This window comes from Caulobacter sp. 1776 (genome assembly GCF_040545685.1).
Lineage (GTDB): Bacteria > Pseudomonadota > Alphaproteobacteria > Caulobacterales > Caulobacteraceae > Caulobacter.
In genome coordinates this window covers 541,739-556,136 of sequence record NZ_JBEPMI010000002.1, presented here as the reverse complement: position 1 = coordinate 556,136, position 14,398 = coordinate 541,739, and the positions used below count along the sequence as shown (strand labels likewise).

At 68.8% G+C, this 14,398-nt stretch carries 10 protein-coding genes; 5 read left to right on the top strand and 5 right to left on the bottom strand.

Annotated features, from left to right (window positions below; all coding sequences use genetic code 11):
• The first annotated feature begins 31 nt into the window (after positions 1-31).
• Complete coding sequence (locus tag ABIC66_RS08005; RefSeq protein WP_354069198.1) at positions 32-1,393, top strand: alpha/beta hydrolase family protein; 1,362 nt, start codon at positions 32-34, stop codon at positions 1,391-1,393.
• Between the two features lie 4 nt (positions 1,394-1,397).
• On the opposite strand, the gene ABIC66_RS08000 is transcribed toward ABIC66_RS08005, so the two are convergent.
• Positions 1,398-2,027, bottom strand: a complete 630-nt coding sequence (locus ABIC66_RS08000) for a TetR/AcrR family transcriptional regulator (protein WP_354069197.1) — start codon at positions 2,025-2,027, stop codon at positions 1,398-1,400.
• 107 nt (positions 2,028-2,134) lie between these two features.
• On the opposite strand from ABIC66_RS08000, the gene ABIC66_RS07995 reads away from it, so the two are divergent.
• From ABIC66_RS07995 to ABIC66_RS07980, 4 genes are all read left to right on the top strand, one after another.
• On the top strand, positions 2,135-3,574 hold the full coding sequence (locus ABIC66_RS07995; protein ID WP_354069195.1) for an efflux transporter outer membrane subunit: 1,440 nt from the start codon (positions 2,135-2,137) through the stop codon (positions 3,572-3,574).
• 40 nt (positions 3,575-3,614) lie between these two features.
• Positions 3,615-4,754 carry an HlyD family secretion protein gene (locus ABIC66_RS07990; RefSeq protein ID WP_354069194.1) on the top strand — a complete coding sequence of 380 codons (1,140 nt, stop codon included), beginning with the start codon at positions 3,615-3,617 and terminating at the stop codon, positions 4,752-4,754.
• Positions 4,755-4,779: 25 nt separating this feature from the next.
• Entirely contained in the window at positions 4,780-6,336 is a 1,557-nt protein-coding gene (locus tag ABIC66_RS07985) for a DHA2 family efflux MFS transporter permease subunit (protein WP_354069192.1), read from the top strand.
• A gap of 106 nt (positions 6,337-6,442) precedes the next feature.
• Complete coding sequence (locus tag ABIC66_RS07980; protein WP_354069190.1) at positions 6,443-7,405, top strand: glucokinase; 963 nt, start codon at positions 6,443-6,445, stop codon at positions 7,403-7,405.
• A gap of 6 nt (positions 7,406-7,411) precedes the next feature.
• Here ABIC66_RS07980 and ABIC66_RS07975 read toward each other — a convergent pair whose 3' ends face one another.
• The 4 genes from ABIC66_RS07975 to ABIC66_RS07960 all read right to left on the bottom strand — a co-directional run bounded on the left by ABIC66_RS07975 (position 7,412) and on the right by ABIC66_RS07960 (position 14,223).
• Positions 7,412-8,641, bottom strand: a complete 1,230-nt coding sequence (locus ABIC66_RS07975) for a hypothetical protein (RefSeq protein WP_354069188.1) — start codon at positions 8,639-8,641, stop codon at positions 7,412-7,414.
• A 104-nt stretch (positions 8,642-8,745) separates the two neighbouring features.
• Positions 8,746-9,099, bottom strand: coding sequence for a PilZ domain-containing protein (locus ABIC66_RS07970; protein ID WP_354069186.1), 354 nt, complete (start codon positions 9,097-9,099; stop codon positions 8,746-8,748).
• Positions 9,100-9,235: 136 nt separating this feature from the next.
• Positions 9,236-12,286, bottom strand: a complete 3,051-nt coding sequence (locus ABIC66_RS07965) for a TonB-dependent receptor plug domain-containing protein (RefSeq protein WP_354069184.1) — start codon at positions 12,284-12,286, stop codon at positions 9,236-9,238.
• Between the two features lie 140 nt (positions 12,287-12,426).
• A complete protein-coding gene (locus tag ABIC66_RS07960; protein ID WP_354069182.1) occupies positions 12,427-14,223 on the bottom strand; it encodes an amidohydrolase family protein in 1,797 nt (598 codons plus the stop codon).
• Positions 14,224-14,398: the final 175 nt, after the last annotated feature.

The following is a 14,398-nucleotide window of genomic DNA, read 5'->3' as shown; positions in this document are numbered from 1 at the left end:
GCTCCTCCTCCCCGGAGCGGCCGGCTCCTTCTTGTTCCGCGTTTCGAAGGTCCGCATGGTCATGAAGTTCGCCGCCGCCGCCCTGGGTTTGAGCCTGGCCCTCGTGGGCTGCGCGACGCGCGCGGAGCCGCCGGCTGGCAAGACCTGCCCGGAGGGCCTGCCGGCCGAGACCAAGTGCCTGGCGGGCCAAGACGCCAACGGCGCCTGGTACTGGATCGCCATCCCCAAGGCCTGGAACGGGACCCTCGTCCTGCACACGCACGGCGGCCCGCGCCTGAAGACGCCCAAGCCCGACGACGCGGTCGAGGACCTGCAGCGCTTCGCCGTGACCGTGGCCGAGGGCTATGCCTGGGCCGGCTCGAACTATCGTCGCGAAGGCTACGGCGTCCGCTCGGCGGCCGAAGACAGCGACAACCTGCGCAAACTGTTCTGGGAGACCTTCGGGCGACCCAAGCGCACGGTGCTGCACGGCCAGTCGTGGGGCGGCAATGTCGCGGCCAAGACCGCCGAGCTCTACGGCAAGGACGCCGACGGCAAGCTGGTCTACGACGGCGTCATCCTGACCAGCGGCGTCGTCTCCGGCGGTACGCGGGCCTATGACTTCCGCGCCGACCTGCGCGCCGTCTACCAATACTATTGCGGCAATCACCCGCAGCCTGGCGAGACCCCGTATCCGCTATGGCAGGGCCAGCCCGTCGGCTCGAAGCTAACGAACAAGCAGCTGGACGAGCGGGTCAACGCCTGCACCGGCGTCGATCTGCCGGCCGGCCAACGCACCGCCCCGCAGAAGCGCAACCTCGCCAATATCCTGGCCGTGACCCGCATCCCCGAGCGGACGCTGGGCAGTCATCTGGGCTGGGCGACCTTCACCTTCGCCGACATGGTCAACAAGCGGCTGGGCGGCAAGAACCCGTTCAGCAATGTCGGCGTGACCTATGCGGGATCCGACGACGACAAGGCGCTGAACGAGGGGGTCGCCCGCTTCGCCGCCGACCCCGAAGGCGTGCGGCTGTTGTCGGAGGACAGCGACCTGACCGGCAAGCTGCTGGTTCCGACCCTGACGATGCACGCCATCGACGACCCGACCGCCTTCGTCGAGCTGGAGCAGGTGTTCCACGACACGGTCGCCAAGGCCGGGAAGAGCGATCTTCTGGTCCAGTCGTTCACCGACGAGCACGAGCACTCCAAGCTGGCCACGCCGGAATATGCTGCTCTGCTGCGCGCCATGACCGCCTGGATCGAGCAGGGGGCCAAGCCCAGTCCCGCCAGCCTGGCCGCCGGTTGCGCGGCGGCCGTGAAGATCTATGGCGAGGCCTGCCACTTCCAGGTCGATTACCAGCCGCCGACTCTGGCCACCCGCAGCTATCCGCGCGCCAAGCCCGGCCTGAAGTAAGCCGCTAGCCCGCGCGGGGACCGAACGCGGCGATGAAGGTGTCGACCGCCGCCGCGACCTCGGTGTCGACCTCGGCGGAGGTGGGTTCGCCGATATAGTTGGTAAGGCGGGCCTTCAGCAGGCGGTTCTGGCAAAGACCGATGAACTGGTGGGCGGCGACGACCGGATCGGTCGCCCGGATATGACCCTCGGCCCGCATCCGCGCCAGGAAGTCACCGAGAATCGCCGCGCCCCGCCGCGGCCCGGCCTCGTAGAAGGCCTTGCCCAAGTCAGGCGAGCGCTCGGCGGCCGCCACGATCAGGCGGAAGTGGCGCATGTTGCGGTCCGAGAGCACGTTGGTCAGGTAGCGGCGGCCCACGTTGGTCAGGACCGTCTTCAGATCCGCGCTGTCGTCCAGCAGGCCGAACATCACATCGCGCTGCCAGTCGCAATAGCGTTCGATATGGGCCTGGAAGATTTCTTCCTTACTTTTGAAATAGTTGTAGAGCGTGCTCTTCGAGCCGCCGACCCGTGCGGCGATGGTCGACATCGAGGCCGCGTCATATCCCTCTTCCAGGAACACCTCGGCCGCGACGTCGAGGATGGCCTCGCGGCGGGCGTCGCGGTCCAGACGGGGTTTGGCGTCGATCATCATATTTCTTTCCAACCGTACGGTACGGTCACCTTGACGATGGAGCAAGTGGGGCATATTTGCGGCATCGCATATGACTATACCGTACGGTCACATCAAGGCGCCTCCCCATGCCGACCTTCTCCACCGCTCTTCCGCGCCGTAGCGGACCTTATCTGGCCGCCGCCAGCGCCCTGGTCCTGGCCGCCTGCGCCAGCCTGCCGCCCGCCCAGCCGGCGCGCGTCGCCAAGGCCCCACAAGCCTACGAGACCGCCCAGACCCTGACCGCGCCCGCCACCGAGTGGCCGGCCGACGCCTGGTGGCGCGGCTATGGCGACCCCCAACTGAGCGCCCTCGAGGACGAGGCCCTCAAGGGCTCGCCCAGCCTGGCCGCCGCCGAGGCCCGCCTGCGCCGCGCCCAGGCCCTGGTCGCCCAGGCCCGCTCGGCCGACCTGCCGCGGGTCGGGCTAGGGGCCGAGGTCAACGAAAACAAGCAGAGCTACAACGCGGGCATCCCGCCGGCCTTCGTGCCGCATGGCTATAACGATACCGGCCGCATCGCCCTCGACTTCAGCTGGGAGCTGGACTTCTGGGGCAAGAACCGGGCCGCCGTGGCCGCCGCTACTTCCGAGGCCAAGGCCGCCCAGGCCGATGCCGCCCAGGCGCGTCTAACCCTGTCCACCGCCGTCGCCTCGACCTATGCCGAGCTGGCCCGCCTCTACGCTCAGCGCGACGTCGCCGAGCAGGCCGTGCGCTTGCGCCAGGAGACCAGCGATCTGGTGTCCAAGCGGGTCGCCAACGGCCTCGACACCCGCGCCGAGAGCGAACAGGCCAAGGCCGGGCCGCCGGTCTCCAAGGCCGAACTCTCGGCCCTGGACGAACAGATCGCCCTGACCTGCAACGCCCTGGCCGCCCTGGTCGGCGCGGGTCCCGACCGGGGGCTGACCATCGCCCGTCCCGGCGCGACGACGCTGAAGCCCTTCGGCCTGCCGACCAACCTGCCCGCCGACCTGATCGGCCGCCGCCCCGACGTGGTCGCGGCCCGCTGGCGGGCCGAGGCCGCCACCGCCCGCACCCGCCAAGCCAAGGCCGCCTTCTATCCGGACATCAACCTGGCCGGCTTCGTGGGCGTGCAGTCGCTCTATCTGGACAAGCTGTTCTCCAGCGGCTCGGACATCGGTCAGGTCGGCCCGGCCTTGCGCCTGCCAATCTTCGAAGGCGGCGCCCTGCGCGCTGGTCTGCGCGGCGCCGAGGCCGATCGCGACGCGGCGGTGGCCGCCTATGACGGCGCCTTGACCCAGGCCCTGCGCGAGGTAGCCGACGCCGCCGCCAGCGAGAAGGCCCTGGCCTCGCGGTTGGCGGACGCGCGCGCCGCCCTGACGGCCAACGAGAACGCCTACCGCATCGCCCGCCTGCGCTACGAAGGCCAGCTGTCGACCTACCAGTCGGTGCTGCTGGCCGAGCAGTCGGTCCTGACTCAGCGCCGGGTCGTCGCCGACCTGGAGAGCCGCGCCTTCGCCCTCGACATCGCCCTGGTCCGCGCCCTCGGCGGCGGCTTCACCGGCGCCTGAACCCCATTCTCACAGCATCCGCTCGCTAGGACTTGCACCTATGTCCGATCAACAACCCGCCAATGGCGGCCAAGCCGTCGCCAACACCAAGCGTCGCCGCCAACTGACCCTCCTCGCCGGCGCCGTCGCCGTCGGGCTGGTCGGCTACGGCGCCTGGTGGCTGGCTTTCGACTCCCACTTCGTCGAGACCGACGACGCCTATGTCGGGGCCGAGACCGCCCAGGTCACCGCCCTGTCGCCCGGTCCGGTGGCCAAGATCTTCGTGGTCGAGACCCAGGCCGTGAAGGCCGGCGACCCGCTGGTCGTCATCGATGACGCCGACGCCCGCATCGCCGTCGCCCAGGCCGAAGCGGCCCTGGGCCAGGCCGAGCGCAAGGTGAAGGGCTACTTCGCCAGCGACACGGCCCTGGCCGGCCAGTTCGACGCCCGCCAGGCCGACGTCCAGCGCGCCGACGCCCAGATCCTGGCCGCCAAGGCCGACGTCGACCGGGCGCGCGTCGATCTCTCGCGCCGCCAGGCCCTGGTGGGCGAGGGCGCCGTCTCGGGTGACGAACTGACCACGGCCCAGAACCGCCTCGCCAACGCCCAGGCCGCCTTGACCGCCGCCCAGGCCGTGCGCGCCCAGGCCCTGGCCAGCCGCGAGGCCGCCATCGGCACGCGCGAGGTCAACACCGTGCTGATCTCCGGCGTTTCGGTGAGCGAGAACCCGGAAGTGAAGGCCGCTCAGGCGCGCCTGGACGCCGCCCGCCTGAACCTGGCTCGCACCGTGGTGCGCGCCCCGACCGACGGCATCGTCGCCCGCAAGTCCGTGCAGGTCGGCCAACAGGTGGCCATCGGCGCGCCGATGATGGTCGTGGTGCCCACGACGCAGGCCTATGTCGACGCCAACTTCAAGGAAGTGCAGCTGGACAAGGTGGTCCCCGGCCAGCCGGTGACCCTGGTCTCCGACCTCTACGGCGGCGGCGTCAAGTTCCACGGCAAGGTGCGCGGTCTGGCCGGCGGCACGGGTTCGGCCTTCTCGCTGATCCCGGCCCAGAACGCCTCGGGCAACTGGATCAAGGTGGTCCAACGCGTGCCCGTGCGTATCACCCTCGACCCCGCCGAACTAGCCAAGCATCCGCTGCGCGTCGGCCTGTCGATGAAGGCCAAGATCGACGTCGCCCAGAACGGCGCCAAGTAGGCAAGCGTATTCGAGGAGCCGCCCGATGGCGTCCGAACAAACTCAAGGCGGCGGTCCGCCGCCGATGACCGGGATCCTCCTGGCCGTCACCTCGATCGCCCTGGCGCTCGGCACCTTCATGCAGGTGCTGGACAGCACCATCGCCAACGTCTCGATCCCGACCATCGCCGGCAATCTGGGCGTCAGTTCCAGCCAGGGCACCTGGGTGATCACCGCCTTCGCCGTGGCCAACGGGGTCTCGGTGCCGCTGACCGGCTGGCTGATGGGCCGCTACGGCGTTGTGAAAACGTTCGTGGCCTCGGTCATCCTATTCACGATCGCTTCGTTCCTGTGCGGCGTTTCCTGGAACCTGTCGTCGCTGATCTTCTTCCGGATCCTGCAGGGCGCGGTGTCGGGACCGATGATCCCCGGCTCGCAAGCCCTGCTGATCATGATCTTCCCGCCCAACAAGCGGGGCACGGCCCTGGCCATCTGGTCGATGACCACGCTGGTGGCGCCGATCTGCGGACCGATCCTGGGCGGCTACATCTCCGACAACATCTCCTGGCCGTGGATCTTCCTAATCAACGTGCCGGTCGGCATCCTTTGCGCCGTGGTCTGCTGGCGCAACATGGCCAGCCGCGAGACCCCGACCCGCAAGCTGCCGATCGACCGCACCGGCTTCATGCTGCTGCTGATCTGGGTCGGCGCCCTGCAGGTCATGCTGGACACCGGCAAGGACGTGGACTGGTTCTCCTCGCCCGCCATCGTCGTCGAACTGTGGGTGGCGATCATCGGCTTCGTCGCCTGGGTGATCTGGGAGCTGAACGAGAAGCACCCGATCGTCGACCTGTCGCTGTTCAAATCCAGCAATTTCGCCATCGGCACCATCGCCTTCTGCCTGGGCTATGCGGTGTTCTTCGGCAACAACCTGCTGCTGCCGCTGTGGCTGCAGACGCGGCTGGGCTACATCGCCACCTGGGCGGGCCTAGTCGCCGCGCCGAGCGGGGTCGTGGCCGTGTTCCTGACGCCGTTCACGGCCCGGCTGATGACCAAGGTCGACGCCCGCTGGACGGCGACGCTCTCGCTGGCCGCGTTCGGGCTGTCGTTCTACATGCGCTCCGGCTACACGCCCGACGCCAGCTTCGGCGTGCTGGTCATGCCGCTGCTGGTGCAGGGCGTGGCGATGAGCACCTTCTTCATCTCGATGGTGACCATCTCGCTGAACGGCATCCCGCCGAACCTGACACCGCAAGCCTCGGGCCTGTCGAACTTCTCGCGGATCACCGCCGGCAGCTTCGCCGCCTCCCTGACCACCACGCTCTGGGATCGCAGCGAGTCCCTGCACCAGACCCGCCTGGCCGAGACGATGAGCGCGACCAGTCCAGCCTGGGTCGACGCGGTCAACAAGCTGCAGGCGACCGGCATGACCTACCTTCAGGCGGTCGGGGCGGTCACCCAGCAGGTCGTCAACCAGGCCTATCTCCTGGCCTCGCTGGACTTCTTCCGGGTCTCGGCCTGGCTGTGCGTGATCCTGATCCCGCTGATCTGGCTAACCCGCAAGGCGTTGAGCGGCGGCGGCGCCCACGCGGCGGCGGACTAAGCTTCCGTCCGGCGGACTTTCGGCCTCTTTGGTTGCGACGCTTTCGCGCATTGGCCCATAATGTAACTCCGGCGACTGTCGCTCACGCCTCAAGGAGATCGACCGCATGACCTTGCCGCGCGAATCGACCCCGCATGTGCTGCTGGCCGACGTGGACGGCCGTGAGGCCAGGGTCGTGCTGGCCGAGCGAGGCGCTCTGCCGACCGCGATGACGACGGTCGCGTGCGAAAGCCAGGATCAGCTGATCGATATACTGGCGGGGATCCGTGAGGGGTTCGACGGCCCCGTCCTGGGCGCCGCCATCGCCGCGCCAGGTCCCTGCCTGGACGGCGTCATCCAGCTGACCCATTCGCCGATGCGCCTGGAAGCGGACGTCCTTTCCGAGCGGCTCGACCTGCACCGCTTGCACCTGGTGAACAACTTCACGGCCAGGGCCTTAGCCGTGCCGTTGCTGGCGCCGGACGCCATGGAGCCGATCGGCGGCGGTTTTCCGCATCGCGACGCGCCCGCCGCGGCCATTGGTCCTTCGGCGACCGGGCTTGGCATGTCGATCCTCAACCCCGACGGCTTCGTCGGCTGGATGGCCGCCGCCGCCGAGGGCGGGCACGTGGACCTGGCGGCGGGGAATGACCGCGAAGCCGACGTGATCCGTGTGCTGCGCGACATGCATGGCCACGTTTCGGCCGAGTGTGTCCTGTCCGGCGCGGGCGTGCTCGACGTGGCGTTCGCCTTGTCGGTCCTGGCCGGAAAGCCCGCGCGGTTCGCTGATCTCCCCGCGCTGCTGGCCGCGGCCCGCGGCGGCGACGCGATCGCTCGCGAAGTCTTCACCCTGGTTTCGGGGTGGCTGGGCGCGATATCGGGTAACCTCGTCCTGACCGCCGGCGCGCGCAGCGGGGTCTATGTCATCAGCGCGATCGTGCTGTCCTGGGGCGAGATGCTGGACCGCGCGATCGTCCGCCAACGGTTCGAGGCCAAGGGCCGGATGGCGGCCTACCTCCACGACGTGCCGTTCTATCTGGTCAACGAGCCGAACTGTGGCCTGCTGGGCCTGTCGGCCTTGTTCGCCTGAGGCCGGTCAGACCACGTCGACCCAGTTCCGATAGGGCAGGTTGAGGGCTGGGCAGGCGACTTCGCCGGTGGGGGCGTTGGCCAGGGGGGCGATCATCGGGCCGCTGAGGAAGGGGGCCTTGAGGCGGCGGCAAAGGTCCAGCTCCTTGAGGCTGTTGACCATGGCCACGCCCTGCCAGACGCGCTTGGCGCGGTACATGGCCGGATCCTTCAGGAAGCGGGTGATGGCCGCCAGGCGGGCGCGCTCGTCGATTCCCTCCAGCACCAGGGTGACGCTGTGCACCGCGCCGGCCGGCAGGCTTTCGATCCGGAAGCCAGGGTCCTTCACATGCAGGTCGATCAGCGAGAAATAGGGGCTGAGGAAGTTGCGGATCTGGCCGATCGCGCCGTACGAGGGCTCGCGCGGCACGTCGTAGACGCTGGCGGCCATGCGCGGGCGCAGGGCGCGCGGGAACTTCTCGATGTGGGCGCGATAGCTCTCGCGCACCGACGGCTTGATCAGCGACGAGAAACAGAACGGCAGGAAGATGTAGCCGGGCCGCGGCGGGCTCAGCTGCTCCAGCGCCGCGTCCAGGCAGGCCTGGTCGCGGGCGGCGACGTCGGCGTCCTCGATCGCGCCGAAGCCGACGTCGTCCCAGGCCTTGCGCCAATCGACGCCGCTGCCGACGAAGCGCTCCTTGGTCAGGTAGTAGATGCCCCACCAGCCGGTGTTGGGTCCCGAGACGTCCAGCAGGTCGCCGATCCCGCCCAGCGGCGGTTCCGGCTCGATCGCCGCCAGCTCCTCGGCCGGCGGGGCGCCGGTCACCGGGCCGCCTGGCGGGGCGATGCTGGTCACCGAATCCGGGGTGATCTTGCAGACCCGCCCGGCGAACTGGCCGTCGTCCTCGCCGGCCAGCAGCGCCTTGAGCACGTCGCCGCTCGTGCTGGCGAACCGCATGACGTCGGTCTGGTCGCCTTCGAACATCAGCAGGGCGACGTCGCCCGCGCCCTTGTCGCCGAACATCTTGAACTGCAGGTCGCGCGCCAGCCGCTGCAGCTCCTGAGCGTCCAGCCGGGTGGCGCGCGGATCGGCCAGCACGAACGAATAGGGCGCGACCAGGCCATAGCGCCGGGGCCAGACCCATTCGGTCTCCAGATAAGCGCCAGCCACCTTGCCCACCAGCGTGGCCATGGTTTCGGAATCGGCGAACCGCAGCTCCTCGCCAACGAAAATCTTCAGGCAGGCTATCGCTGTCATGAACGCAAGATGGCGGGTTTAGCGCACGAAATCCATTGGGAGTTGCGGCGTCGCTGTCGCGACCTGACGTCGCAACGCGACGGCATGTGTCTCGATGTCAGGGCCTACGAGGCCCAGCGGCGCGCAGGCCGTTCGACATAGCAGCCGAGATCGTTGGCCGATCTGAGGACGCGGTAGCGTACGCCCTCCTGGACGAAGCGAACCCCGATCTCGGTCTTGGTCCGCCAGACTACGGCCGCCCGGCGGCTGAAACCGGTCGCCGGATCGACGAGGACGACGTTGGAGGGAAGGCTCGCGCCCTTGCCGACCGAGATCCGCGCGCCGCCTTCGGAGATGTCGACGAAGGCGCATTTTCGCGCGATGGCGCCATCGCCGACATAGACGGAACGATGGTCGAGATAGCGGGGATGGGCCCGACGGTCGGCGCCGTCCGCACTGGAATCGAGGGTCGATGTCATGACCCTAACGCTAAGCGCCGATGGTTAATCGGCGTTATCGCCCAGGTTGCGGCGTGTTGTCCCACGCGATCAGCGCGTGGCGTAGGTTGCGGGCGAGGCAGGTCCGCGCTCCCCCGGAGGGGAGCGCGGTAGGCGGTTAGAAGCTCTTGCGGATGCTGGCGTAAACGTAGCGACCATAGGGCTGGTACAGCGAGCCGAGATAGCCGTTCGACGACAGCGGCGGCGCCTCGTTGGTCAGGTTGCGCACGCCCAGCTTCAGGCGGGTGTTGGCCGCCCAGCCCTTGGTGAAGGCGTACTGACCGTAGACGTTGGCCGTGACCTGGGAATCGATGACCCACGGCGCGCCGGCCGAGTCGATCAGGCCGGTGTCGTCGACATCCGAGATGTACTGGGTGAACGCGCCGATCGAGAATTGCTCGAGGGTCCAGGTGGCCGAGGCGGTCCACTTCCAGTCCGGCCTGCCGTTCGAGCGGATATAGCTGCCGCCGCCGGTGATCGTGGTGCCGGCGTTGATCTTGCCGTCCGCCCGCGCCGCCATCAGCGCCGCGATCTGCGGCGACGGCTGCTGGTAGAACTTGATCAGATGGGCGCCGTTGACCGAGACGTCGAAGTCACCGAACCGCGTGCCGTGCTTGCGCCACATCACGCCGATGTCCACGCCGCGCGCTTCCTGCGGCAGGGTGTTGACGTACTGGTCCTTGACGTAGAGCACCGTGCCGACGGGGGTCAGGCCCGTGCCGGCGAACGCGGCGATGTCGTCGGCCGTCGGGTTGGCGCGGACGACGTTGGCGTTCGACCCGCCGCCGACGCGTTGCAGATAGTCCAGGATCAGGGCGTTGCCCTCGCCGAACAGGCCCACGATGCCCTTCTGCTTCACGCGCCAGTAGTCGGCGGTGAATGTGAACGAGCCGAAGTCGGACGGGATGAACTTCGGCTCGAACACGAAGCCGAAGCCCATGGTCTCCGAGTCTTCCGGCTTCAGGTCGGGATTGCCCGAGCGCTGGGCCTGGACGCTGAGCGTGCGGGTGCAGTTGCTGAAGCTGGTGATCCGGCCGGCGCGCAGGTCGGCCTCGCAGCGCACGTAGTCGGTGCGGGTGTTGGCGCGGGTGACGGTGGTGGCGTTGATCTGCTCGAGATTGGGCGCCTTGAAGCCTTGGGCCCACGAGCCGCGAACGCGGAAGCCGTCGACCAGGTCCCAGGCCACGGCGACCTTGGGCTTGGCCACCGAGCCGACGTCGCTGTATTTCTCGGCGCGGCCGGCCAGCTGGACTTCGACGCTGCGAACCAGCGGGATGCCCATCTCCGGCGAGATCACCGGCACGGCGAACTCGACATAGGCCGAGCTGACCTTGCGCGAGCCCTTGGTGTCGGGCGACGGGCTGGTGCCGATCAGGTCGCTGCCATAGACGAGCCCGGTGACCGCGTTGGTGTAGGTGATCGTGCCGTCGACATGGGCGTCGCGGTCGTCCTGCTGCGTCTCACGGCGCCATTCGACGCCGGCCGCCACGCCGACGTCGCCGCCGGGCAGGGCGAACAGGTCGGCTTTCGAAACCCGGAAGTCCCACGAGGACAGCGAGCTGGTGCTGTCGCGCTTGGACTTGATGCGGATGGCGTCGATCGCCGCCTTGCTGCTGGGCGTGGCGTCGCCGACGCTGGGATTGTCGACCGCGCCGCCGTTGAAGGGGTTGTAGGCGTCGGGCGTCGACAGGGCCAATTGCTTCTGCAGCGCCGTGGCGCTGATGCCGTCGGAGACGTCCTGGACCCGGGCGTGCGAGTACAGCAGCGCCGACTCCCATTTCCAGCCCAGGGCCTCGCCGCGCAAGCCAGCCAGGAAACGGGTCTGATCGTTGGTGACGTCGACCTGCTGCTTGCCCGCATCCACGAAGTCATAGCTGTTCAGGGTCACGGCCAGACCGGCGGCCGGCGCGGTCGTGCCCGCCAGACGGTTGGGGTTGGCCGCGCCGCTGGCGAAGGTCGTCGGACCGAAGGGGTTCCAGTAGTTGGACGCCGGAGCGGTCAGCACCTGGGCCGAGGTGGTCGTCACCGGAGATTGGAACGCCCGGGTCTTGGCGTGATAGACGCCCGCTTCGCCGAAGGCGGTGATGTTTTCGGTGATCTCGTAATCGCCGGTCACGAAGACGTTCAGGCGCTTCAAAGCCGGCATGACCGTCAGGTCGCTGGCGGCCGCGTCGTAGCGCAGGTTGCGGTCCTCGCCCGAAGTGGCCGCCGCGCCGTCGTCGATGCTGATGCCCGCGCCGACGCTGGCCAGGCTGCCGGGGTTGCTGGTCGGCTGGATGTGGAAGGCGCCGGCCGAGCTCGTGATCAGGCTGGTTCCCACCCGGACGGCCGAGGCGGCCGTGAAGCTGCCCCACGGCGTCACCGTGCCGCGACCGTCCAGCGACGCGGCGCCGTCGAAGCGCGTGCCGGTGAACAGGACGCGCTTGTCGGCCGAGGCCGTGTAGATCTGGTCGGACGTGCGCAGGGCGGTCCGCTTGTCGTAGCTGACGAAGGCGGTCAGGTTGCCGCGTTCGAAATTGTGCCCGAACAGGCCAGTGAACTCGTACTCGCGAAGGTGCGTGCCCTTGGCGGCGCCGTACTGGGCCTCGACGTCCACGCCGTCGAAATTGTCCTTCAGCACGGTGTTGACCACGCCGGCCACGGCGTCGGTGCCGTAGATGGCGGCGGCGCCGTCGCGCAGGACCTCCAGGCGCTTCAGGCCCGAGGTCGGGATGGCGTTGGTGTTGTAGGTGATGGTGGGGACCAGGCTGGTGCCGTCGGCCTGGCTGGTCGGGTGGGCGACCACGCGGCGGCCGTTCAGCAGCACCAGGGTGTTGCCCGAGCCGAGGTTACGCAGATTGACCGAACCGATGTCGCCGCGCGCCGAGTTGCTGCTGCCGGGCAGGTAGCTCGAGTTGTAGTTCACGTCGCCCATCTGCGGGATGGCGCGGAACAGGTCGTCGCCCGAGCTGGCGGCCACGGCGTCCAGCTGCTTGGCGTCGACGACGGTGACGGGCAGGGCGGCCGTGGCCTTGGCGCCTTCGATGCGCGAGCCGACGACGACGATTTCCTCGACGGTGCTGTCCGGCGCCGGCGCGGCGGCGGTCTGGGCGGCGGCTTGGCCGCCCCAGGCCACGCACAGCGCGGAGGTGGCGAACATGGCGGCGCGAAGCGCCCTGGTGTTGGTCATTCTTGAGTCCCCTACTTGAAACCTCCGCCCCCCAAGAGCGGAGTTACGCTCGAATACAGCCCGGCCTGATCGCTCCCTCCCAGGACGCGACACTCCGGGCGCGGTCTTGAAGCCGCGCGCCGGACACACCGTCGCCGCCCTTAGAAGAAGACGACGTTGTCGACTTCCATCCAAAGCTTCTCGCCGCCCTTGCGGCCGCCCATGAACTCGACCTCGGTAAGGTCCGAGGCGGTCCATTCGCCCTTGGCGCCGCGCTCTCCGGCGGGCTTGAGGGCCGAGAACGGAATCTCGATCGTCGTCCAGGCCGAGCCGGCCGCGAACGGCGCCGACCAGCGACCGCCGGAGGTGCTGACGCCGAGCGAATAGTCGCCGTCACCGCGCACCTCGAAGCGCACGCCCTTGAAGGCGCGGGCGTCGACCGGCTGGATCGAACCGCGCGTCAACGGGATGATCACCCCGGCATAGGGTCTGGGTTTCATCGACATGCGGGCGTTGACCGACAGGGCGTGGCCCTGGTCGCCGCGGGCGATCACCTGGCTGATCTCGACGGTGCGGTCGAGGCCGCCGTCCGGATCGTCGGTGCGCAAGGTGTCGAGGCTGGAGCGGCCGTCGGCGCGCTCGAAATCGTCGATCGCGGCCTTGGCGGGAACCGACGGCATGGCCGTGGCCTGGTTGGCGGTCAGCGGCGGCGCGCCAGGGCCGAACACCAGCTTTCCGTCGATCAGCACCCGGTCGGTCTTGCGCACGTCGCTGATCGTCTTCCAGGGCTCGCCCTTGATCAGGACGAGGTCGGCGCGCTTGCCCTTCTCGATCGTACCGCGATCGGAGAGCAGGTTGATCACCTTGGCGCTGAACGCCGTGCCGGCCATCAAGGCCTCGGTCGGGGTCAGACCCGCGCGGACCATCAGCTCCATCTCGTGCAGGGTCGAGACGCCGTGCGGCGTGCCCGGCATGCCCGCGTCGGTGCCCAGGGCGATGGTCACGCCGGCGTCGTGCAGCGCCTTGGCGTTGTGCAGAGCGTTGTCGAACTTCTTGAAGCTCTGTTTGACGTTCGGGCTCTCGTCCGGATCGCGGGCCGGTTGACCCGGCTTCACTGGCTCGTAGACGGCCAGGGTCGGAGTGTCGGACGTGCCGCCCGCCTTGATGATGTCGATAGCTTCGGCGTCGAGGCGGCGATCCTGCAGGCTATGGGTGATGACGTCGACCTTGGCGCGGCCGGCGACCTCGCCGCGATCCACGCTGACAGTGTGGGTGAAGACCTTCAGGTCGTTCTTATGGGCCTCGTCAACCAGGGCGGTCAGGGTCCATTCGTCCATGCTGGTGTTGTCGGGCGCGACGCCGTAGCGCCAACCGTCGGTGAAGGCCTTGATCAGGTCCGGCTTGTAAGGGACCAGCGCCTTGACCGCAGCACGGGCCGCCTCGGGCGTGTTGACCCACTTGGTCGTGGCCGTGTCGGCCCAGTCGGCCCCGTGGCCGCCCGGGGTGCTCATGCGGGCGGCGAAGTTGACGTGCGGCGCGACCAGGGTCGACAGCCACTGGCGGCGGGGCGCGAACGACTCCGGCGCGGCGTTGAAGTCGCTGACCGTGGTGACGCCGGTCGAGACATAGGCGGTGGCGATCTGCGGCGTCGTGGCCGGGACGCCGCCGGGCGTCCAGTGAGTGTGCAGGTCGAAGAAGCCGGGCAGCAGGGCCTCGCCCTTGGCGTCGATCACCTTGGCGCCGCGCGGGGCCTTCACGTTCGGCCCGACCTCGGCGATGCGACCGTCGCGGATGATGACATTGGCCGGATGCGGCGCCGCGCCCGTGCCGTCGAACACCGTGGCGCCCATGATCGCGACCACGTCCTGGTTGGCCGCTTGGGCGATTCCGAAGGCGGTCGCCCCGAGGATCGCGGCCAGCGCCGTGGCCCCCAACAAGGTTGTCCGGACAGGCTTCATGACCATGCGATCCCCTCAACGTCGCGCACTGCGATATCTGACCGACGCACGAGATCGCCGTTTCCGCCGGTCCATCGACAAACTTTTGACACGCTGTTTGGCCGGCCCGGCGTAAGGGCGGCGCGGAGGCGAGCGACGCCGCGACGTTTTCTCCTTTGACGACCGGCGACTGAAG

Bases quoted from the DNA above. Each gene is read 5' to 3' on its own strand.
- ABIC66_RS07995 (WP_354069195.1), top strand. From the start codon at position 2,135: ATGCCGACCTTCTCCACCGCTCTTCCGCGCCGTAGCGGACCTTATCTG.
- ABIC66_RS07985 (WP_354069192.1), top strand. From the start codon at position 4,780: ATGGCGTCCGAACAAACTCAAGGCGGCGGTCCGCCGCCGATGACCGGG.
- ABIC66_RS07975 (WP_354069188.1), bottom strand. From the start codon at position 8,641: ATGACAGCGATAGCCTGCCTGAAGATTTTCGTTGGCGAGGAGCTGCGG.
- ABIC66_RS07980 (WP_354069190.1), top strand. From the start codon at position 6,443: ATGACCTTGCCGCGCGAATCGACCCCGCATGTGCTGCTGGCCGACGTG.
- ABIC66_RS07970 (WP_354069186.1), bottom strand. From the start codon at position 9,099: ATGACATCGACCCTCGATTCCAGTGCGGACGGCGCCGACCGTCGGGCC.
- ABIC66_RS08000 (WP_354069197.1), bottom strand. From the start codon at position 2,027: ATGATGATCGACGCCAAACCCCGTCTGGACCGCGACGCCCGCCGCGAG.
- ABIC66_RS07990 (WP_354069194.1), top strand. From the start codon at position 3,615: ATGTCCGATCAACAACCCGCCAATGGCGGCCAAGCCGTCGCCAACACC.
- ABIC66_RS07960 (WP_354069182.1), bottom strand. From the start codon at position 14,223: ATGAAGCCTGTCCGGACAACCTTGTTGGGGGCCACGGCGCTGGCCGCG.
- ABIC66_RS07965 (WP_354069184.1), bottom strand. From the start codon at position 12,286: ATGACCAACACCAGGGCGCTTCGCGCCGCCATGTTCGCCACCTCCGCG.